The sequence below is a fragment of the Alkalihalobacterium sp. APHAB7 genome (genome assembly GCF_048323755.1).
Taxonomy (GTDB): domain Bacteria; phylum Bacillota; class Bacilli; order Bacillales; family Bacillaceae_F; genus Alkalihalobacterium.
Genome location: NZ_JBLWFS010000005.1, coordinates 160,311 through 179,050, shown reverse-complemented (window position 1 = coordinate 179,050; position 18,740 = coordinate 160,311). Strand labels below are relative to the sequence as shown.

The following is an 18,740-nucleotide window of genomic DNA, read 5'->3' as shown; positions in this document are numbered from 1 at the left end:
GACCACGACCAAAAACAACAGAAAAACAGGATTCCTTCGAAGTGAAGTAACCCTGTTGTAACAACGTTTATGTATGGTGGAGCATAGGGGGCTCGAACCCCTGACCTCTACGCTGCCAGCGTAGCGCTCTCCCAGCTGAGCTAATGCCCCGTTTAAAAATTTACTAATTTATTTAAATTTACAATTCTCAACTGATTCTGTCAATAGGATTGTTTAGCTTTATAGAACGAATGAGTATGGATCCTTTTTATTATGTACTTTACTCAAACATATTGGTTTTAAAAGGTGGTACATTTTGTCAAAAAATCCACTCGATTATAAACCACGCCACCCCGCCGATAACCCCTACAACGAGTGCACTTAGAATATTCTCCTTAGAAAATTTTTTATGCTTGACGAAGTCGAAGATGACCCAACCAAAAAAGATCGCTATACCGAAAAGAAATGCCTCAACCATTGTTTCATCCTCCTTATTAACTATGCTTAGTTTAACAGAAAAAACGACTGGCTGACAGTTTTTCCGTTATTGAGCCTAATTTCAATGCTCTTTTCTCTAGAAATTACGAAAACAACCTTTTCATTTCAGCGACATTCGATATATAGGAGGGTGAATTAATTAGAAAATTTTTCTAGGAAAAACGAAACCTTCATTTTATTAAAACGTATTACATATCGAAGTACAGGAGGAGCGATTTCTTCTTCTTGTATAAACTTTAGAAGCAAATTGGGAGAGGTGTTTATATGTCAGAAGTAAATGTTAATTCAGAGGAGAATTTTAAGCCTGAGAAGCCCTCATTAATAGGGATGGTTTTTAGTCCGGGTGAACAGTTAGAGCGAGTAAAGGGAAACCCAAAAGTTCTCGTTCCGCTTTTATTAGTTACCCTTCTTTATACGATTGGAGCCGCTATCACTGCATTTGGAATGGACAGTATTTGGATTTTACAAGAGTTAGGTCCTGAAGAAGCACAATTTTTTGCTGAAATAGAAGGATTTATGCGAATTATGATTTTAGTGACTGGATTATTGATCCCTTTAATTGGTGCATTAATCTTTGCCGTGGTTTTTTTAATTATTGCCAAAGCCGCAGGAAAGGCAAATGTCACGTTTAAAAAGCTATATTCTCTAAGTTTATTCGTTTCAGTAATTGGGGGTCTGGGTTTTTTATTTAATGGCATTATGACTACAGTTTTTGGAGCGAACCCGAATACTCCGTTTACGAGTTTAGCTGTTTTAATGCAAGCCGAAGGAAAATTAGCAATAATACTTGCTTCCATTGAAGTCTTTACGATTTGGCAACTAATTGTAACAGTCCTTGGTTTAAGAAAAGTAGCAGAATTCAATGCCGGTTTAGCTTGGGCAACAGTCATTATCTATAGCGTGATTGGTATTTTCATTAGTCTTATTGGGGTATAAACGGTTGTTAATGAAGGAGAAACAAATGAATAAAAAAAAGATATCGGTCATTATTTGTGTCGTCGTCGCAATACTTGGTCTCAGTTCAATTGGCGTTTTAAAAGCCAAGGAAGACTCAAATGTAGAAGTGGTAGTTATTCAACCAAAACAAGAAACAATAGCGTCGGAAGTATTAATACCAGGAACGTTAGAATTACTAGATGAACAGGTGGTTTATCATTCTATTAAAAACGGTGAAGAATTTGAAATTTTAGTAGAGGAAGGGCAAGATGTTGAAGTCGGCACTGAGTTAGTTCAATATACGAATAGTCAAATGGATCTTGAAAAAGAACAAATGGCCTTATCGGTGGAGTCTGCCAACTTACGAATTAACCACATCAAAAAGCAACAGGAAGCACTTCGTAAAAAGAAAAATGATCTTGAAAAAGAAGTAGGAAAAGATGAGGCACGAAAGATGGTTGAAGCCGAAGAACAACAAGTAGATATGGAACTAAAAATGGCAAATATTGAGTTGAGGCAAATTCAATTACAACGCCAAGGAATGACTCACCAAGAAGAGAAGCTAATAGTGAAAAGTGAGATTGAAGGTTCCGTTATTCAAGTCAACGAATTCTCTGGGAACGATTTAAACGAAACAAACTCACCAATTTTGCATCTGGCAAATAAAGGAAATCTTGTTGTGAGAGGCGCACTATCCGAATACGATTCTCTCCTTGTGAACGAAGGGCAAGAGGTTCACATTCGATCCGATGCCATTCTAGATGAAGAATGGAAGGGTTTAGTTGATACTGTTGCTTATTTTCCAAAGACTGTCGAAGGCTTGGATCTGAATGCGACCGCAGTTCAATATCCGATTTCTGTCGTACTGACTGAAGGAAACACGGCTTCATTAAGACCAGGCTTACAATTAATCCTTCAAATTGTAATAGAAGAAAAGGAAGCGTTGACTATTCCATTGTCTTCGATCTGGCAAGAGGACGGACAGAGTTACGTGTTTATTGAGAATGATGGGTTTGTGGAAAAGAAAGAGGTAGAGTTAGGAATTGTAAGTGGTGAAAATATTGAAGTGATAAGCGGTATGGGTAGAGAAGACCGTGTCATTAAGGAACCAACCTCACGCTTATATGATGGAATGGAAGTGAGTATCCATGATTAAGCTACGCTCACTTTCTAAAACGTATAAACTGGGAGCTCAAGACGTTAATGTTCTTCGAAACATAAATCTAGATGTTAGCACTGGGGAATTTATCGCGATCATGGGTCCTTCTGGTTCTGGAAAGTCAACGTTAATGAATATTATCGGCTGCTTAGACCAACCAACAAGTGGAACATATGAACTCAATGGAATGGATATTACCCATTATAATGATGCTGAGCTGTCCAAGTTAAGAAATAAATCGATTGGATTTGTCTTTCAACAGTTTCAATTATTGCCAAGGTTAACGGCTTTAAGAAATGTAGAACTGCCAATGGTGTATGCTGGAGTTAACAAAAAGGAAAGAAAAGAGCGGGCGATACTTGCACTAGAAAAGGTCGGTTTAGCGGATCGGGTAGAACATTTGCCGAATTCACTATCTGGTGGACAGAAGCAAAGAGTAGCCATTGCAAGAGCATTGGTTAATCACCCGAACATGGTGCTTGCCGATGAGCCGACAGGAGCATTGGATACAAAAACGAGCGGTTCTATTATGGAATTGCTTACAGAATTAAATGCCGAGGGGACGACGATTCTAATTGTCACGCATGAACCTGAAATTGCAGAATATACGGATAAGACAATTGTTGTTCGAGACGGTGAAATCATAGATGAATCATTAAATAGGGAAGGTTTAAAAACGTTATGAGTATAATGGAAAATGTAAAGATGGCATTACAGTCCATACGTGCTCATAAGTTGCGGTCTCTTCTGACGATGTTAGGTGTTATTATCGGTGTAGCCGCTGTCATTATTGTTGTAGCCATTGGCCAGGGCGGGGAAGCGATGATCAAGTCACAAATTGCCGGAGCAGACAATACGCTTGAAATTTATTATTATCCTTCCGATGAGGAGATAAGGTCTAATCCGAATATTGGCTTTGATACTGCTTTTTCTTTAGATGATATCCGCAGCTTAGAAAGTATTCCAGAAGTTAAGCGTGTAGTTGCTTCTAGTTCAGAATACAGTTCGATTAGACATCAGTCGGAAACCGTAGATGCTGCTGTGTTTGGAATTAATGATGCGTATTTACAAGTCCACACATTAAATGTTGCAGAAGGCATATCCTTCTCACAAGGTGATTTCATAGGTGGAAAAAGAACAGCACTGATTTCAGCAACACTACAAGAAGAGCTGTTTGAAGATCAATCCGCATTAGGTGAAATCATTCGAATTGGCAATCAACCGGTTGAGATTATTGGTGTTCTCGAAACGCCGACGGGATTTTTTGCTTTCGGTTCTATGGATGTGTATCTTCCTTGGCAAACGTGGCGTTCGATCTATATGAAAACGAGTTTTAGCCAAGTCACGTTACAAGCTAATAGTTTAGAAGAATTACAAGTAGCTGGTGAAAAAGCAGTAACCATGCTCAATCAAGCAAATAACACAGAAGATTCTTATGAAGTTTTAAATATGGAAGAAATAGCAGATGCCATTGGTCAAATTACTCGAGTCATGACGATGATTATTGGAGGCATTGCAGGAATTTCCCTTTTAGTCGGTGGCATCGGAGTCATGAATATTATGTTAGTATCCGTTACCGAACGCACGAGAGAAATTGGGATCCGAAAAGCGTTAGGAGCAACTCGAAGACAAATTCTGTTTCAGTTTATCATCGAGTCGATTATTTTAACTTTAATTGGGGGCATAATCGGGATCTTACTCGGTGCAGGAATCGCAACCATCATTTCACTTATTGCCGGATGGCCATCGCTAGTTTCTTGGCCAGTCATCTTAGGAGGAGTCCTGTTTTCCATGCTGATCGGTGTCCTATTTGGCATGCTACCAGCTAATAAGGCGTCTAAGCTAAATCCAATTGATTCGTTGCGTTATGAGTGATGCTTTAGTTAAGTAGAACAGAGGTGCTGCTATGATTAGCACCTCTGTTTTTTATTTTATGACGATAGCATTATCAGGGATTATCAATATGTTTAGTAGACTAATTGTGATCTTGTTAGGGAACTCTAGAGCCGTTATTTGTGACAAAACAGTGAATTTCTAATGTTTAGGTGACTCAGAAGCGCTTATTACATGAAAAAACAGACGATTTCCCTAAAATTATTTAAAATAAGGGCCTCACAGTGCTATAACACTGTGAGAATGATAGATTTTAAGGTAATAAGGGCCTGTCAGTCCGCTAAGAACTGTAGTGAGTTATATTGGCGGTCAAAATGTAAAGAAATTCTCGATACACGCAGTTCTTATTGCCCACTTCCCCAAGTATCCTTTAAGACTCTTCAATAATACGCGCTATATCAACCTTTGTATCACAAACCTTTTTAATAAAAATTGGTATTTAAAAATATTTTTCAAACCCCCTCAAAATAAAAACCTCTTACGTAAAGCTATAGGAAAGCGGCTTTCGAAACAAGAAAATATGTACATAGCTGTGAGGTGCCTCATGTTAAAAATAAAAAAATTAATGGTTGGTTTACTAGCGGGTGCAATGCTCGCTACGGGTTGTTCTTCTGTATCATCAACAACATCTGATGGTGAAGCACAAGCCGAGAGTAAATCAATCATTTATGAAAATATGGATGCTGGATTAAAAATCTATGAATCTAACCAATGGACGTTAGAACAGGAAGTGTTTACACGAAATTTAAATGCAACCTTTCAATATGAAACAGTAAAAGCAATAGTTTCGCTGATTCCGAGTGAGAAGTCGATGGATCAAATTAAACAGGAACTTCAGTTAGGGGATGGATTAATTACGATCCTAGAAGAAAACGATTATTTCTTTTCGTTTCATACGAACCAAAAAGAAGGGATTCGATCAGATTTATTCCTAGTCCATGATCAAGGAAAGACATTAATTGTAACGTTCATGTCTCCAATGGATGATTTCGAACGTTATCAGGAAGATATGAACCAATTCAAAAATAATATAAAGCTTACTGAGCAAGAATCGTAGTGAAAGGGAGAGTTGAATGAGAAAGATAATTTGTACAATCGTAGCAGGTTCTTTTTTAATTGCGGGAGCGGTTAAAGCTGATGAAACTATTGTTTACGAACCTGCAGTAAACACAGGGGATTTAACTGCTTATTATGAAAACGTTGAGGTTAATGAAGAGGATATAACTGAAGCAAACCATGAGTTAGTTGATTTTGTGGACGCTATTCACTCAGCAATTATTGATTTAACACCTAGCGAGAAAGAGAAATTGAGATATTTAATTGAATTTGTAGCAAGTAAGAATGCACAATTAGAATTCCTGCTTCAACAAGGCCAGTTTGACAAAGCAACGATCTTACTTGAAAGATATAACGAAGATGTAGCCCGTATCAATCAATGGATTGAGAACGAAACACTTAGTCATGATACTGATGATATCACTGATAAGGATAACGGTATCGAGGGAGACGAATTGTTGGTTGACACGGATATTGAAGAAGAAGTAGCTGAAAGAACTTCGATGCGTGGTGTGAATTTAGTAGCATTATTAGAGCGTGATGACTTACCAGAACAAGCAAAGGCAGGAATTAGAAAAGCTCTTGCTAATCAAGAAAGAGCAATGGAAAATCGTCAACGAGCAAAAGAAAGAAACGAACTTCGTAAAGCCGAAAGAGAAAATAAAGAAGTAGTAGAAGAAGAGCTTGAAGAAGAGTTTGTTGATCTAGAGGACGCAACGGCTCCCAAAACAGAAAAAGTGAAGGAGTCAAAAGCAAACCAAAAGCCAAAGAACGAAAATGCAAAAAAGGGTCAAGAACGAGCGGAGCAAGCTAGAGAAAATGCAAAGCAAAAAGCAGAACAAGGTCAAAAACGTGGTCATGAAGCTAAGGAACAAGGACAAAAACGTGGACACGAGGCTAAGCAACCAGGAGAAAACCGTGGTCAACAAGCGAAGGAAAATGGCCCAGGAAACTCAAATGGTAAAGGCAATGGAAATGGACCAGGAAACGGGAACGGCAACGGAAATGGTGGAAGACCTTAAGAAATAAATTAGACTGACTGGCTCATTTGAACGTGTCGTGCACACCTCAAGAGAGGCGCTGGCGCATGGGTCAGTCTTTTTCTAATGACGTATCAAAATAGCTCTCCTCTAGGTAATATTTGGCCTGCAAGAAGGAGCGCTGTACATCTCTAAAAAGCTTTACCTATTAATTAATTTAGCGTATGCTTATCGACATACAATAGCGGTTTCATGAAGAAGGTGTATCGATAATGGAGAATTTTAATTTAAACACAGCCCTTGCTCAAGCAAAGACGGGGAATGACATTGCACGTGAGCAATTAATTCTTCATTACAAGCCATACGTTATTAATGTTGCAGGAAGTATTTGTAAGAGGTATATCACTTGGAGTGATGAGGAATCAAGTATAGCTATAATTGCCTTTAATCGAGCGATCGATACGTTTTCTGAGGAAGGTGGTCGTACTTTTCAAAACTTTGTTTACTTGTTAATTAAACGAGATTTAATTGACTTCTTCCGAAAAGAACAAAAGGAATCTCATCTGTCTCTTACATTGGATGATTCTGAGCAAGATACACTTACTTCAAATTTTGAAAATGATCAGGCGATCGGTAAGTATGAAGAAATGGTCCAGTCGAATGACTTAGTCGATGAAATCTTAGAATTAGATCAGAAGCTCAGCGAATATAAAATATCATTTGAAGAACTCGAGCATTACTCACCTAAACATGAAGATACTCGATTGTCTTTATTTGAAATGGTTGCTGATTTTTTAAATGATGATGAGCTGGTTGAAAGCTTGGTACGGAAAAAGCAGCTACCAATTGGTCCATTTTCTAAGAAAACTGTGTACAAAAGAAAGACGCTTGAGCGTCACAGAAAATATATTATTACACTAATTTTAATTAGCTTACATCCACAATGGGTACATTTAGCAGAGTATGTTAAAGGAACTTCAGGACAAGGGGGGAAATAAAGGTGGAGACGATCAAAGGTACGGTTGTAAAAGTAACAGAGCAGCATATTGTCTTGTTAACCATGGATGGAAGGTTCAAAAATGTTCCTCGATCTACTTCCGAGGTACCACTTATTGGACAATCGTTTACTCATATTGAAAAGCCGAAAAGAATATTCCCTATATATAAGGTAGCATCAGCTGCAGCTGCATTATTTTTAATGATCGTCACTTACTTTATTTTTCCTTTTAGTGGGGAAGGTGAAGAGGTTTACATCATTTCACTCGACATTAATCCTAGCTTTGAGATCGCAACGAATAGTAACTTTAAAGTGGTTCGTGCAGAAGGTTTGAACGAAGAAGGGTTAGAAATTATAGAGGCACTCCATTGGAATGATAATTTATATACGGTAATCGATGAAATTATTGACCTGACGGTTGAAGCTGGTTATATCGAGAAGCATATAGAGCCGGTCGTTGTGACATCAGTTATTCCTTTAAAGGAAACGTCTGAACCGTTTATTGACGAACTTAAAGAAGCGATTGATACATCGTTAGAGAAAAATGAGACGACTGTTCCTGTTTCCATTTCTCTCGATGAAAAACAGACTTATGAAGAAGCGAAACAATCCAATATGTCTGTCAACTACTATAAAGAGTTTAAGCAATTAGAAAAGCGAGGAATTGTACAAAATCCCTCTGAAATTAAAGGAAGATCCATCTCAGAGTTAAAAAGAATGGAAAAACAGCCGGAACGAGCAAAAGAAAGATCGCAATCGTCAAATGGCCAGTCTAAAAAGAATGGCGCTCCACCAAAAGACGATAAGCAGAATAAACCTTCAAACGAACATCAGGAAGATAAAAAGGATCAAAACGAAGGAAGGTCTTCTGAAAATAAAGGAAATGCTCCTAGTGAGCGTGGAAAACCTTCTGAAAATAAAGGAAATGCCCCGAATCATCGTGGGAAATCATCAGAAAATAAAGGGAATGTTCCTAGCGAACGCGGGAAACCAGCTGAAAATAGAGGGAATGCCCCTAGTGAAAGAGGAAAGCCGTCAGAGACAAAAGGGAATTCCTCATCCAATCCAGGAAAACAACAAAAAGAAATTAAAGGACCACCATCACCTCCTCCAGGGCAACAAAAACGAGAAGAACGGTCGAACACACCAAAACAACCACCAGGGCAACAAAATAGAAACAACAATTAGCTATCCAATAAATTCGGTAGCAGGTACCTTTAGTCCACTAAAGGTACCTGCTACCGTTTTTTTTCTTTGTGTTTGTTATAATGGTTGGGACTTGTTGACCGATGTGTACTCACTCATCTTATTTCACATCTTGTATCATTTTTCCACTAGGTGATATGGATTGTATCTTTTCCGTAATTGAGCATAATAAGTCGGGACTAAATGAGGTGGAGGGTTCTATATTGATGAAAAAGCAGTTAGTTGTACTCGTTGCTATTTTATCGGTGCTAGCCGTTTTATTAGGAAGTCCTTTGACAGACAGAACAATGGCGAGTGAAATTGGAAAAGATGTAAGGGTTGCAGCGGATATAATCGTTAGCACCGACTGGCTCCAAAAAAATAAAGAGCTAGTCCAAGTTATTGATGCTCGAAAAAAAGGTTTCGATGAGGAGCACATTCCAGGAGCAGTTCATATGCCTTATACCCAATTAAACGATCCTAAGCATCCAGTTGAAGATTACTTGATTTCGAAAAAAGACTTTGAAAGAAAGATGAAAACAATAGGGGTTCGTAACGACCAGACGGTAGTTGTATACGATGACGGCCGAAGCCCTTATGCGGCTAGATTATTTTTTGCATTAGATTATTACGGGCACGAGGATGTACGTTTACTAGACGGAGGACTAACAGCTTGGACCGAAAGTGGTAAAGAACTAGCACACGATGTTGATGAATATAAAAAAGGAAACTTCAAAGCAAGCCTAAAAGAAAACCTTCTAGTTGATAAGGACTTTGTAAAAAATGCAATCGGAAAAGAAGGTGTAGTCCTCCTTGATGTCCGGTCTCCTGAAGAGTATCGCGGAGAAGATAAACGTGCGAAAAGGGGAGGTCATATACCTACAGCTGTAAACTTAGAATGGAAGAATACCATAAACCCAGAAGGTATTCCTAATCTTAAACCATTATATCAACTAGAACAGCAATTCGAAGAACTAGGGGTCACCAAAGACAAAACGATTATTATCTATTGCCACACGGCTTTACGAACGTCACATACGTATGTTGTGTTACGATTATTAGGCTTTGAAAATCTTCATGTGTATGAAGGTTCATGGGCAGAGTGGGGGAATGATCGAGATATGCCAATTGATAAACCGTAACTAAATAATTATAAAAGCACCTCCATTGATATCAAAGTAAAGGATTGATTGTTTCATACTAAAAGATTAAATAATGAGACAGGTCATTGCAACAAAGACTGAGTGTTCTTCAAAAAGTTGATGAAGGACAAAACAAGGAAGAACTTAAGTGGAAATGTCCTTCATAAAGCTGATGAAGGACATACCAAGATAGAACTGCAAGGAATATGTCCTTCATTTGTATGGCGAACGGGCGAGTGTTTAATTTAATATATGAAATACTCACTAAATTCTAAAAGGTAGGGAAATTTAAGAAATTCCAACCTTTTTTTGGTAACACAAGCTATTACATAAAAAACCTTTCCCAAAAAAATATAAAATAATGGAAGAAACTATTGTAAAACTAATACCATTAGTTATAATTTAAACTAATGGTATTAGTTTTATTGTGAGGAGAGAATGAAATGAGAATGACACGAGAAGGTTCAGTTTACCAATTGTCGTTTATGCCACGATTTTTTCCTGTTAATTGTTACTTTGTTCAAGAAGATGATGGTTTGACATTAATTGATACCGCAATGCCTTTTAGCAGCAAAGCCATTTTGAACGCTGCAAAAAGCATAGGGAAACCAATCACTCGTATCGTGTTGACACACGCACATGATGATCATGTCGGTTCACTAGATCGCTTAAAAGACGTTCTTCCTCATGTTCCTGTTTATATTTCAAAGCGTGATGCCCGATTAATGGCCGGTGACTTATCTCTTGATCAAGAAGAACCGCAGACGCCTATACGAGGAGGCGTGCCAAAAAAACTAAAAACGCGTGCGGATGTTCATCTCGGAGAGGGAGATGAAATTGGTTCTCTTGTTGCTATTTCTACTCCAGGTCATACCCCAGGTCAGATGGCCTTTTTTGACACGAGGTCTCAAGCGCTCATTGCCGGAGATGCCTTTCAAACGCGGACGGGGCTAACCGTTGTTAGCGACTTAAAACTACGTTTTCCCTTTCCGGCATTAGCTACATGGAATAAAGGTCTTGCATTAACGAGTGCTGAGAAATTATTGAATGTAAAACCCTCTTTACTAGCTGTTGGTCACGGGAACATGCTTAAAAATCCCGAGGCACAAATGGCAATAGCCATTGATTACGCGAAACGAAAGATAGAAAGGAAAAATTAACATGTCACCGAGAGTTGGATTAGATACAGAAACAATCGTAAAAGCAGGAATTGCTATGGCAGATGCAGAAGGAATTGACGCTGTAACCATAGCCTCTTTGGCTAAACACTTAAATATACGCCCACCTTCACTTTATAATCACATTACAGGTTTAGAAGAAATAAAGAAAAAAGTAGCCATTTATGGTTTGGAGCAACTGTATGAAAGGTTAGCAACAGCTGCTGCGAACAAAAGTGGAGATAATGCCATTAAGGCTATTTCTTTAGCTTACGTTTCATACGTTCGTTCTCATCCTAGTTTATATGAAGCAACGGTCCAAGTGCCTGATTTGAGCGAGCCCGATGTTCAGAAGGTTGGGGATCGTATTGTAAACCTCGTCGTTCAAGCGTTTGCTAAATATCATTTATCAAAAGAGGACACTATTCATGCTGTACGAGGACTGCGAAGTATTCTTCATGGCTTTTCTGCATTAGAACAGAGTGGAGGCTTCGGTCTCCCTCTAGATGTCAATGTAAGTCTAAACTTTATAATTGATACTTTCTTAAAAGGAATTCAAAGCGAATTGTAAAAAAGATCACCAGACTCGAACCATTTTATTTTTAGAGAATATTATAAACTGATTAATGTATGAGGAGGGTTAATGGTGGCAGAAAAAGAAAAAAAGGTAACAGAAGCGGAGCCGAAAAGTCAGGAAGTAGTAATGGATCCTTGGGATATGCTTGTATTTGGTCCTCCTAGACAACCAGTTGCTCAACAGGAGAGCACTGAACAACCTGAGGCAAAGAAAAAAAGTAAATAACGGTCGTCGAGAAAAAAATGACCCCGCTCAGCAGATGAATTTAAATTGAATTTATCTGCTTTTTTGTATGCATTTTACAAGCAACTTGTCCAATGTAGAAAAGGTGGCTCAAAAAGTGCCATAAAGGCATTTAATGAGTCACCTTCTCTTGTCGTTTTCCCAAACGAAGAACGCGCAATTATAAAAAGAAAGGTAAAAATAATCCGCCTAATCCTAAGAATGGGAAGCGACGACGTCTGAATCTACGGAAGCGTCTAGGATATCCGAATCCAGGGCCATATCCAAACCCAGGGCCGAATCCGTATCCAGGACCATATCCTAACCCGGGGCCATATCCGAGTCCAGGGCCATATCCAAGTCCGCCGTATCCTGCACCAATTTGGCGTGAATGATCGTGCTGGTGTTGGTGATGATGGTGGTCATCTTCCATTTCTCCTGTTGGAATTAACATTGTAACACCTTCATGGTCAACATGTTCAATAATTCCATCTACAGTTTGACCGTCAATCGTTTGTAACTGAACAAAGTGTAAATGAAGACTCATGCATGAGTCATGCAGTTTCTTGTTATGTTCTTGATGGCCTTCTGCAGCTGCCGTCATGTGTGGACCATGTACAGTAGGTTGTGCCATGTGACCGTGTTGCATAGGAACAGTTTGTTGTTGAGTCATGTGTCCAGTGGGTTGATGAGCCATATGGCCGTTCATATGAGAATGTTGCATTTAGTTACCCTCCTTAATGTATTCACCCATATCATATTCATGAGGTAGGCATCTGTTCATTCTTTTTTAAGAGGACTCAAGCCCAAACATCTAAAAACTGATTTGCATACAGTATTGTTGTAAGCTGAAATTGATTTAAAGGAGTGAACGAAATGTCAGGTTACGGATACACTGGTGGATTTGCGTTATTAGTCGTATTGTTTATCCTCCTTATCATCATTGGAGCTTCTTACACTGGTTACGGCTATTAATCAGTTCATGAAAAGAGGGTGATGCTTAGCAGTCACCCTCTTTTCTTATGAATATGAGTCAGCAACTGGACGATAGCAAGTTATACGGTTACATAAACATCTATGGAATAAGAAGTAAATATTATTTTACATGAAAGGGAAACTATAACTAATGAAGGGAGGGCTTACAGTGAATAAAGATAATAACAAAACACCAATCGAGCAGAGTAGAGAAGTTGCTGAAAACTCGTATCATCCATCTGATTACAAAAGTTCTAATGAAACGGAGCAAGGTCTTGCTTTTGTACATGAACAAGTAAGTGATGCTTATGTAGAAGGTACAATTGATGGTGAAATTGAGGAAACGCGAAACAATGCAGATTTAGGAAGAGCTGAGGAAGGCTTTAAAGAAATGGAGAATTTCGATAACCAGTAACATTACGGGCTATTTCACTAGAGCAGGACAAGCGCTAGTGGAATAGCTCATTACATTTTCATCTGAAGCTTCAAAAATTTAATAAAGTTGTGTATATTAAAAGGACAGTCTATGAATTAAAGAGGTGTAATCATGAGTAAACTTAATATTAACCTTGTGCTTTGTCACGAAATCGACAAAGGTACAGGAGCATTAAAAGGTATACATAATCAATTTAAAAAGGGAGAAAAGGGAGTTACCTTCAGTCTCGTGATGTTTATATCTGCTATCGATCAAATGGAGCGTGATTTACATTTAATTTTATTAGCTGGGGACGGGAAGCAGAAAGCATTAAGAAAAGTTACAGTGGAGCAGGGTGAAAAGCAAGCATCCAATGATATGCATGTTAATACCTTTACTGACGTTGGGTTAGAAACAGGCTTATACGAATTTCGAGTGTTCTCTACACCAATAAGTGAAGAGGCCGTTAGCATGGAAGCGTTAGCTAAAGAAGGAACTCTAGAATCACTGGTCAAACTTAAAATTGTATAATTAAAGCGGAAGGAATGCTCTTTGAGCATTCCCTTTTTATTTGTCTTTTTCATTCTTATTAGACGTCTAGATAGAACAGACAAAAATTAAATAAACGTTTAATTAAAAAAGGTCGAACTTAATATTAGTTTAATACTTCGTTCATATCTATCTGTTATGGTAAAGGTATGTGAAGCGGTGCGTGTATTATTTAAGAAAAGGAAAGCGGGATGAAATATGGTCACAATTACTAGAACAAGCAGGATTGCAAAATTAGAACAACCAATCAAAGGAATCCTCTTTGATAAAGATGGTACGTTAATTCACTTTCATTCTATTTGGTTACCGATTGCTAAAAGTTTAGTAAAGCAATTTGCCAAGGCCTATTTGAATCATGGGGATGACATTTGTGACCAATTGGAAAAATTAATTGGTCTTGAAGGAGAAAGGGTCGATGGTAATGGAATTTTAGCAGGGGGGACCACACATGATATTGCAAACACATTTTATAGATTCATGTTAGAGGCAGGCTATCATCAGTATAAACTCGATGAAATTTATGTTTGGTTATCAGAAAAGATGGTTGAAATCACAAGAGAAAATAGTCAATACATTGAGCCAACTGGAAACTTAATTGAGATGCTTAACGTGTTAAAAGCTAAAAATATAGAAGTTGGCATTGCCACAGCGGACGATCTTGAAACAACAAAAATATGTTTAACTAAGTTAGGTCTCACTAGGTATTTTTCTTTCGTAATTACTGCAGATACACATGGATTCTCTAAACCGCATCGGTCAATTATTGAGAAGTTTTGTGAAAGAACCGGCCTGCAGTCAAACGAAGTCGCTGTAGTTGGAGATACTAACGTTGATTTGGCATTGGCTCATAATGGGAGGGCAGGACTAGCGATTGGAGTTTTATCTGGGGCAAGCAGGAGTGAGGAGTTAGAAGAATTAGCCGATTTAATAGTTCCAGCCGCCACGGATATTGTTAATGAAGATGGGGTTTTTATTTGGGAGAACTAAAAGGATACCCTGTTTTTAACGTTTTCTCGCGCTCAATAAATCGTATCCTAAAATGACAACAGGAGCCATCGAGGCTCCTGTTGTCATTTATACAATTGAACATAACGATCTAATAACCAACTAGAAATAACGAGTAGGACAACGATAACTGCGGCCTCAGAGATGAGATAACCTAAATAAAACGTACCGTCCATATCCACGGACACGCCAATGTCAGCTTCTAGTAGCATCATCTGCTGAAGTGTAGCCTGTATATCTGCAGGTGTAATAAGTGCTCCCCATCCAGTCATCGTAAGGTAAATGTCTGTATCCTTTACTATGTTCCAAATATATTGCGTTCCGATCCCGATCGCAACAGCAAGGATCCAACCACCTTTGTAAACCGTTTTGGAAATGAGGTACAACACGGTTGCAAAAGCCCCAAGTTGTAATGAGGCTAGGACTAAAATAAAGGCCGGAACATACCAATACGTGTGAAAAATAGACAGTGCAATAAAAAACGGTTCGCTTATTTGATGGTTAAATACATAAATGAAAAGGTAAAACCCGATAAAAGTAACCGAAAGTGAAATCAAAAAGTGGGTAGCCACTGCTGAAAACTTCGCAGTGATAAGGGACCAGCCACTTTGAGGTATGTTTAACCAAAGATTTACGTTATGATGGCGCCATTCTTTGGAGAGGGAATCGAACATCCCTATAAATAAATAGATCACATGCAACATAAGAACGGGCACAAAACTCATTAAAATAAATTCGTTATTGTACCTGAACATCATAAAAAATATGGAGAGGAAAAAAAGAAGTAAGAGACTAATATTTACAACTAGACGTAAATTGTTGGCTCGTAAATCTTTTTGATATAAGGCAAACCAACTCACTTTAACACCTCTCTCATGTAATCAATTACACTTTGCCCTCGTTCTTCACGAAGTTGTTCCACCTCATTGAAGTAAATGATGGAACCATCCTTAATGAAGAGAACTTGATCAAGAAGTGGCTCAATCTCCTCTACTTCGTGTGTTGACAAAATGATTAATTGCTTTTCTAAGTCTGCATATTTTGCAAAAGCTTTGATAATATCTTCCCTCACGATAGGATCTAGACCTGATAAGGGCTCATCTAGAAGAAGGCAAGGGACCTGTCTTCCAAGAGCAAGCGCAATCTTCACTCGAGCCCGGTTTCCTTTTGAGAGATGACCGATTTTTTCCTCTTTAGAAACATGGATATCGGTTAAGATGTTTTCTGATTTGGATCGTTCAAAGTCAGGGAACACTTTTTCATAAAATAATAATGTTTCTTTGACTGTATAGAAGGGGTATAAATCATCATCTTCTGACAGGTAAGCACAATATTTCGTTGTTTTTCTAGACACATTACTTCCTAATAGTTGCACCGTACCAGTGGATGTTTTTAGTAATCCGGCAATGAGTTTTAATATCGTCGATTTGCCGCTTCCATTGGCACCGATTAGCCCGATAATGCCAGGGTGGTTTACAGAAAATGTAATGTTATCTACTGCCTTTTTCGTTCCATACCGTTTCATTACATTTTCAACAGAAAGAATAGGTGTATTCAATTTAGCTATTCTCCTTTCTCTGTAATTTTGGTTTGCAGTCTTTGTAAAATTTCAGGTGGAGTAAAGCCAATACTTTTCATTTCTTCAATGAACGAATCCATTTGTTCTTCAGCAAGCTGGAGTCTTAGTTGTTTAATAACATCCGGTTCATTCACGACAAACGTACCTTGCCCCCGTTTGGATTCGACGACACCCATCCGTTCCATTTCCATATAGGTCCTCTGAACCGTATTTGGATTAACGCCTGCATCAACGGCGGTTTCTCTGACAGAAGGGAGTTTCTCCCCCGGTTGAATATGACCACTGCAAATTTTATGGAAAAATCGATGCATTAGTTGATAATAAATTGGTTTTGTATTGTCAAAGTCACGAGACATAACTCATCTCCCTTAACCTAATTAAGCACCTACATCTCTTTTTACAAACATGTAAGATGCTATTGCATGAAAAATAATAAAATAAATAAGTAGCATCATTAGTGAAAATCCTAATGTTAAGCCTTCAATGAGCGGTTGTCCTGTAAAAAATTGTTGAAGGTGTGTATTGGCAAATAAAATATATTTGACCCAATCGTATTGGCTTAAAGCAAATACAAGTTGCGATCCAGTAAACATTAAGAAGATGGATAAACCGATCGCTAACGACTGATTGCGGAAAACACTAGCAATCATAAAAGCAAATGTTACCATCATTAATAATTCTACACTGTTTAGTACATAAATGAAAAGAATGTGTAAGAGCATCGGTGTTTCAGTTATTATTCCTTGTTCATATGAAAGGTTCACTGCATTAAAATTTTCAAATCCGAAAAATAAGGCACCAAATAGTAGAGATGAGACGAGTAATACAACTAGAAATATGATCGAAAAACAAAAAGAAGAAATGTATTTAGAAAATAAAATCTTTAATCGATGAACAGGCCGAATGAGTAAAAGCTTGATGGTCCCAGACGAAAATTCCGCAGCTACTGATGTTGCGGCGAAAATGATTGTAAATAATGTAATGATACTAATAAGCATCGAACTGCTTAAAGTAAACCCCAAAATGGATTGATCACTAACCGGGGGGAGATCATTTGTAAGCCTGTAGTCATTTAGGGCGATCGTTTCTTGTAAAGCCCGACGCTCTCCTTCAGAAACGATAGGATCGTTCACAATTTGTGCCAGGTGCTCATTTTCAGCGGAAACAGTTGCTCTCCAGTCGTTTACTTCTTCATAAGGCAGTAAAAACTTTGTAAGGACACCGACACTCAATACCATAAAAAGTAATAAACCAATCATCACCCACGTGCTAGTACGTGAAGCTATCTTTATATTTTCATTGTGAATCAGGTTCAACATTCGTTTCATTATTTGCGACCTCCTGTCACTTGTAAAAATTTATCCTCTAACGTCGTTGTTTTTCTTTCTATTAAATATATTTGTATATCGTTTTGTATAAGTTCACGCGTAATTGATGGAATATCATCGGAAGAAGCGACCACTTGCATATGTTCATTTTCTAGTTTGCTATGGAGTTGTGGAAATTTTTCGTTGATGACGGTTAAAGCACTATCTAAAGGCTTAACATCAAAGACATACGATTGCTTCTCCTCTTCGTTAACAAAATCTCTAACGGTTTTGATGTCAATCATCTTCCCATCTTGAATGATTCCAATTCGATCACACATTAGTTCCATTTCTGAGAGTAAATGACTTGAAACGAGAACGGCTAATCCCTCTTCGTGTGCTAAACGTCGCAAGTAGTCTCGAATTTCTCTTATTCCAGCTGGGTCTAGACCATTTGTAGGTTCATCTAAAATTAGCAGGGACGGGGAGTGCAGAAGTGCTTGTGCGATTCCTAACCGTTGCCGCATTCCAAGAGAATAGGTTTTTACTTTTTCTTTAATACGGTCTGTTAAGCCAACTAATTCAATGACTTCTTTAATTCTTTCTTCGCCAACACCATCTACCATTCGGGCATATTGCCGTAAATTTTCAATACCACTTAAATAACTATACATCTCAGGATTTTCTACAATTGCACCGGTATGAGCAATCGCTTTTTCAAATTCTTTTGAAATATGTTTTCCATTGATATATATATCACCTTCACTAATCGAAATAAGTCCCACAATCATTCGGATCGTTGTCGTTTTTCCAGCACCATTGGGGCCTAAGAACCCAAATACTTCACCGGGATAAACATCGAAAGAGACGGAATCGATAATCTTTTTATTTTTAATCACTTTAGAAACGTCTTGAACAGAAAGTACAGTACCTTCTTTCATAATTGTCACCTCTTAATATTAATTATTTAGTGTACTAGTTAAATAATACACTGTTACTAACTTGTTTGTAAATAGATAAAAATGAAACACTAATTATTTTTAAGTTTCTCCACGCAAAGCGTGAAGCGAAAACGGTCCAAAAGCAATAAAGTATATGGAAACAACCTTTAATAAAAATCTGGTATTTT

Annotated in this window: 23 protein-coding genes and 1 tRNA gene; 16 read left to right on the top strand and 8 right to left on the bottom strand. The window is 38.0% G+C overall.

The features are described 5' to 3' along the window. Positions 1 to 74 precede the first annotated feature (74 nt). Positions 75 to 150, bottom strand: a tRNA-Ala gene (locus tag ACNSTQ_RS07780). Positions 151 to 298: 148 nt separating this feature from the next. Beyond that, positions 299 to 457, bottom strand: a complete 159-nt coding sequence (locus tag ACNSTQ_RS07775) for a hypothetical protein (protein ID WP_418199287.1) — start codon at positions 455 to 457, stop codon at positions 299 to 301. A gap of 284 nt (positions 458 to 741) precedes the next feature. Here ACNSTQ_RS07775 and ACNSTQ_RS07770 point away from each other — a divergent pair, with 284 nt between their 5' ends. The 12 genes from ACNSTQ_RS07770 to ACNSTQ_RS07715 all read left to right on the top strand — a co-directional run bounded on the left by ACNSTQ_RS07770 (position 742) and on the right by ACNSTQ_RS07715 (position 11,784). After that, entirely contained in the window at positions 742 to 1,413 is a 672-nt protein-coding gene (locus tag ACNSTQ_RS07770) for a YIP1 family protein (protein ID WP_418199286.1), read from the top strand. Positions 1,414 to 1,438: 25 nt separating this feature from the next. Further along, positions 1,439 to 2,569, top strand: coding sequence for an efflux RND transporter periplasmic adaptor subunit (locus ACNSTQ_RS07765; RefSeq protein WP_418199285.1), 1,131 nt, complete (start codon positions 1,439 to 1,441; stop codon positions 2,567 to 2,569). Beyond that, on the top strand, positions 2,562 to 3,257 hold the full coding sequence (locus tag ACNSTQ_RS07760; protein ID WP_418199284.1) for an ABC transporter ATP-binding protein: 696 nt from the start codon (positions 2,562 to 2,564) through the stop codon (positions 3,255 to 3,257). Before ACNSTQ_RS07765 ends, ACNSTQ_RS07760 begins: the two co-directional genes overlap by 8 nt. Continuing rightward, a complete protein-coding gene (locus ACNSTQ_RS07755; protein ID WP_418199283.1) occupies positions 3,254 to 4,447 on the top strand; it encodes an ABC transporter permease in 1,194 nt (397 codons plus the stop codon). Before ACNSTQ_RS07760 ends, ACNSTQ_RS07755 begins: the two co-directional genes overlap by 4 nt. A gap of 562 nt (positions 4,448 to 5,009) precedes the next feature. After that, on the top strand, positions 5,010 to 5,522 hold the full coding sequence (locus tag ACNSTQ_RS07750) for a hypothetical protein (RefSeq protein ID WP_418199282.1): 513 nt from the start codon (positions 5,010 to 5,012) through the stop codon (positions 5,520 to 5,522). Between the two features lie 16 nt (positions 5,523 to 5,538). Then, on the top strand, positions 5,539 to 6,543 hold the full coding sequence (locus tag ACNSTQ_RS07745) for a hypothetical protein (RefSeq protein ID WP_418199281.1): 1,005 nt from the start codon (positions 5,539 to 5,541) through the stop codon (positions 6,541 to 6,543). Positions 6,544 to 6,773: 230 nt separating this feature from the next. Further along, on the top strand, positions 6,774 to 7,499 hold the full coding sequence (sigI, locus tag ACNSTQ_RS07740; RefSeq protein ID WP_418199280.1) for an RNA polymerase sigma-I factor: 726 nt from the start codon (positions 6,774 to 6,776) through the stop codon (positions 7,497 to 7,499). Between the two features lie 2 nt (positions 7,500 to 7,501). Further along, positions 7,502 to 8,686, top strand: a complete 1,185-nt coding sequence (locus ACNSTQ_RS07735; RefSeq protein WP_418199279.1) for an anti-sigma factor domain-containing protein — start codon at positions 7,502 to 7,504, stop codon at positions 8,684 to 8,686. 224 nt (positions 8,687 to 8,910) lie between these two features. Further along, positions 8,911 to 9,825 carry a sulfurtransferase gene (locus ACNSTQ_RS07730; RefSeq protein WP_418199312.1) on the top strand — a complete coding sequence of 305 codons (915 nt, stop codon included), beginning with the start codon at positions 8,911 to 8,913 and terminating at the stop codon, positions 9,823 to 9,825. A 443-nt stretch (positions 9,826 to 10,268) separates the two neighbouring features. After that, a complete protein-coding gene (locus tag ACNSTQ_RS07725) occupies positions 10,269 to 10,985 on the top strand; it encodes an MBL fold metallo-hydrolase (protein WP_418199278.1) in 717 nt (238 codons plus the stop codon). 1 nt (position 10,986) lies between these two features. Further along, positions 10,987 to 11,553 carry a TetR/AcrR family transcriptional regulator gene (locus tag ACNSTQ_RS07720; protein WP_418199277.1) on the top strand — a complete coding sequence of 189 codons (567 nt, stop codon included), beginning with the start codon at positions 10,987 to 10,989 and terminating at the stop codon, positions 11,551 to 11,553. Positions 11,554 to 11,628: 75 nt separating this feature from the next. Continuing rightward, on the top strand, positions 11,629 to 11,784 hold the full coding sequence (locus tag ACNSTQ_RS07715; RefSeq protein WP_418199276.1) for a hypothetical protein: 156 nt from the start codon (positions 11,629 to 11,631) through the stop codon (positions 11,782 to 11,784). A 178-nt stretch (positions 11,785 to 11,962) separates the two neighbouring features. Here ACNSTQ_RS07715 and ACNSTQ_RS07710 read toward each other — a convergent pair whose 3' ends face one another. Beyond that, entirely contained in the window at positions 11,963 to 12,505 is a 543-nt protein-coding gene (locus ACNSTQ_RS07710) for a hypothetical protein (protein ID WP_418199275.1), read from the bottom strand. A gap of 152 nt (positions 12,506 to 12,657) precedes the next feature. Between ACNSTQ_RS07710 and ACNSTQ_RS07705 the strand changes: the two genes are divergently transcribed. The 4 genes from ACNSTQ_RS07705 to ACNSTQ_RS07690 all read left to right on the top strand — a co-directional run bounded on the left by ACNSTQ_RS07705 (position 12,658) and on the right by ACNSTQ_RS07690 (position 14,707). Next, on the top strand, positions 12,658 to 12,756 hold the full coding sequence (locus ACNSTQ_RS07705; RefSeq protein WP_418199274.1) for a YjcZ family sporulation protein: 99 nt from the start codon (positions 12,658 to 12,660) through the stop codon (positions 12,754 to 12,756). Between the two features lie 169 nt (positions 12,757 to 12,925). Then, the gene (locus ACNSTQ_RS07700) at positions 12,926 to 13,171 is read left to right on the top strand and encodes a YozQ family protein (RefSeq protein WP_418199273.1); all 246 of its coding nucleotides are present in this window, start codon (positions 12,926 to 12,928) and stop codon (positions 13,169 to 13,171) included. A 132-nt stretch (positions 13,172 to 13,303) separates the two neighbouring features. Beyond that, positions 13,304 to 13,702 carry a hypothetical protein gene (locus ACNSTQ_RS07695; protein ID WP_418199272.1) on the top strand — a complete coding sequence of 133 codons (399 nt, stop codon included), beginning with the start codon at positions 13,304 to 13,306 and terminating at the stop codon, positions 13,700 to 13,702. Positions 13,703 to 13,918: 216 nt separating this feature from the next. After that, positions 13,919 to 14,707 carry an HAD family hydrolase gene (locus ACNSTQ_RS07690; RefSeq protein WP_418199271.1) on the top strand — a complete coding sequence of 263 codons (789 nt, stop codon included), beginning with the start codon at positions 13,919 to 13,921 and terminating at the stop codon, positions 14,705 to 14,707. A gap of 83 nt (positions 14,708 to 14,790) precedes the next feature. Here the strand turns inward: ACNSTQ_RS07690 and ACNSTQ_RS07685 are convergent, their stop codons facing one another. Genes ACNSTQ_RS07685 through ACNSTQ_RS07665 form a run of 5 tightly spaced genes read right to left on the bottom strand, consistent with a single transcriptional unit; the run spans position 14,791 to position 18,552 of the window. After that, positions 14,791 to 15,585 carry a hypothetical protein gene (locus ACNSTQ_RS07685; RefSeq protein WP_418199270.1) on the bottom strand — a complete coding sequence of 265 codons (795 nt, stop codon included), beginning with the start codon at positions 15,583 to 15,585 and terminating at the stop codon, positions 14,791 to 14,793. After that, entirely contained in the window at positions 15,582 to 16,283 is a 702-nt protein-coding gene (locus ACNSTQ_RS07680) for an ABC transporter ATP-binding protein (RefSeq protein WP_418199269.1), read from the bottom strand. The genes ACNSTQ_RS07685 and ACNSTQ_RS07680 overlap by 4 nt, the downstream gene beginning before the upstream one ends. A gap of 5 nt (positions 16,284 to 16,288) precedes the next feature. Beyond that, positions 16,289 to 16,660 (bottom strand): GntR family transcriptional regulator, encoded by a 372-nt coding sequence (locus tag ACNSTQ_RS07675; RefSeq protein ID WP_418199268.1) that lies wholly within the window; start codon positions 16,658 to 16,660, stop codon positions 16,289 to 16,291. 21 nt (positions 16,661 to 16,681) lie between these two features. Then, complete coding sequence (locus ACNSTQ_RS07670; protein ID WP_418199267.1) at positions 16,682 to 17,632, bottom strand: ABC transporter permease; 951 nt, start codon at positions 17,630 to 17,632, stop codon at positions 16,682 to 16,684. Next, positions 17,632 to 18,552, bottom strand: a complete 921-nt coding sequence (locus ACNSTQ_RS07665) for an ABC transporter ATP-binding protein (protein ID WP_418199266.1) — start codon at positions 18,550 to 18,552, stop codon at positions 17,632 to 17,634. The genes ACNSTQ_RS07670 and ACNSTQ_RS07665 overlap by 1 nt, the downstream gene beginning before the upstream one ends. Positions 18,553 to 18,740 lie beyond the last annotated feature (188 nt).

What these genes read in the sequence shown, in the direction of transcription:
- ACNSTQ_RS07710 (WP_418199275.1), bottom strand. Translation starts at nt 12,505, where the DNA reads ATGCAACATTCTCATATGAACGGCCATATGGCTCATCAACCCACTGGA.
- ACNSTQ_RS07750 (WP_418199282.1), top strand. Translation starts at nt 5,010, where the DNA reads ATGTTAAAAATAAAAAAATTAATGGTTGGTTTACTAGCGGGTGCAATG.
- ACNSTQ_RS07755 (WP_418199283.1), top strand. Translation starts at nt 3,254, where the DNA reads ATGAGTATAATGGAAAATGTAAAGATGGCATTACAGTCCATACGTGCT.
- ACNSTQ_RS07775 (WP_418199287.1), bottom strand. Translation starts at nt 457, where the DNA reads ATGGTTGAGGCATTTCTTTTCGGTATAGCGATCTTTTTTGGTTGGGTC.
- ACNSTQ_RS07725 (WP_418199278.1), top strand. Translation starts at nt 10,269, where the DNA reads ATGAGAATGACACGAGAAGGTTCAGTTTACCAATTGTCGTTTATGCCA.
- ACNSTQ_RS07695 (WP_418199272.1), top strand. Translation starts at nt 13,304, where the DNA reads ATGAGTAAACTTAATATTAACCTTGTGCTTTGTCACGAAATCGACAAA.
- sigI (WP_418199280.1), top strand. Translation starts at nt 6,774, where the DNA reads ATGGAGAATTTTAATTTAAACACAGCCCTTGCTCAAGCAAAGACGGGG.
- ACNSTQ_RS07770 (WP_418199286.1), top strand. Translation starts at nt 742, where the DNA reads ATGTCAGAAGTAAATGTTAATTCAGAGGAGAATTTTAAGCCTGAGAAG.
- ACNSTQ_RS07765 (WP_418199285.1), top strand. Translation starts at nt 1,439, where the DNA reads ATGAATAAAAAAAAGATATCGGTCATTATTTGTGTCGTCGTCGCAATA.
- ACNSTQ_RS07760 (WP_418199284.1), top strand. Translation starts at nt 2,562, where the DNA reads ATGATTAAGCTACGCTCACTTTCTAAAACGTATAAACTGGGAGCTCAA.
- ACNSTQ_RS07690 (WP_418199271.1), top strand. Translation starts at nt 13,919, where the DNA reads ATGGTCACAATTACTAGAACAAGCAGGATTGCAAAATTAGAACAACCA.
- ACNSTQ_RS07670 (WP_418199267.1), bottom strand. Translation starts at nt 17,632, where the DNA reads ATGAAACGAATGTTGAACCTGATTCACAATGAAAATATAAAGATAGCT.
- ACNSTQ_RS07745 (WP_418199281.1), top strand. Translation starts at nt 5,539, where the DNA reads ATGAGAAAGATAATTTGTACAATCGTAGCAGGTTCTTTTTTAATTGCG.
- ACNSTQ_RS07720 (WP_418199277.1), top strand. Translation starts at nt 10,987, where the DNA reads ATGTCACCGAGAGTTGGATTAGATACAGAAACAATCGTAAAAGCAGGA.
- ACNSTQ_RS07665 (WP_418199266.1), bottom strand. Translation starts at nt 18,552, where the DNA reads ATGAAAGAAGGTACTGTACTTTCTGTTCAAGACGTTTCTAAAGTGATT.
- ACNSTQ_RS07730 (WP_418199312.1), top strand. Translation starts at nt 8,911, where the DNA reads ATGAAAAAGCAGTTAGTTGTACTCGTTGCTATTTTATCGGTGCTAGCC.
- ACNSTQ_RS07675 (WP_418199268.1), bottom strand. Translation starts at nt 16,660, where the DNA reads ATGTCTCGTGACTTTGACAATACAAAACCAATTTATTATCAACTAATG.
- ACNSTQ_RS07705 (WP_418199274.1), top strand. Translation starts at nt 12,658, where the DNA reads ATGTCAGGTTACGGATACACTGGTGGATTTGCGTTATTAGTCGTATTG.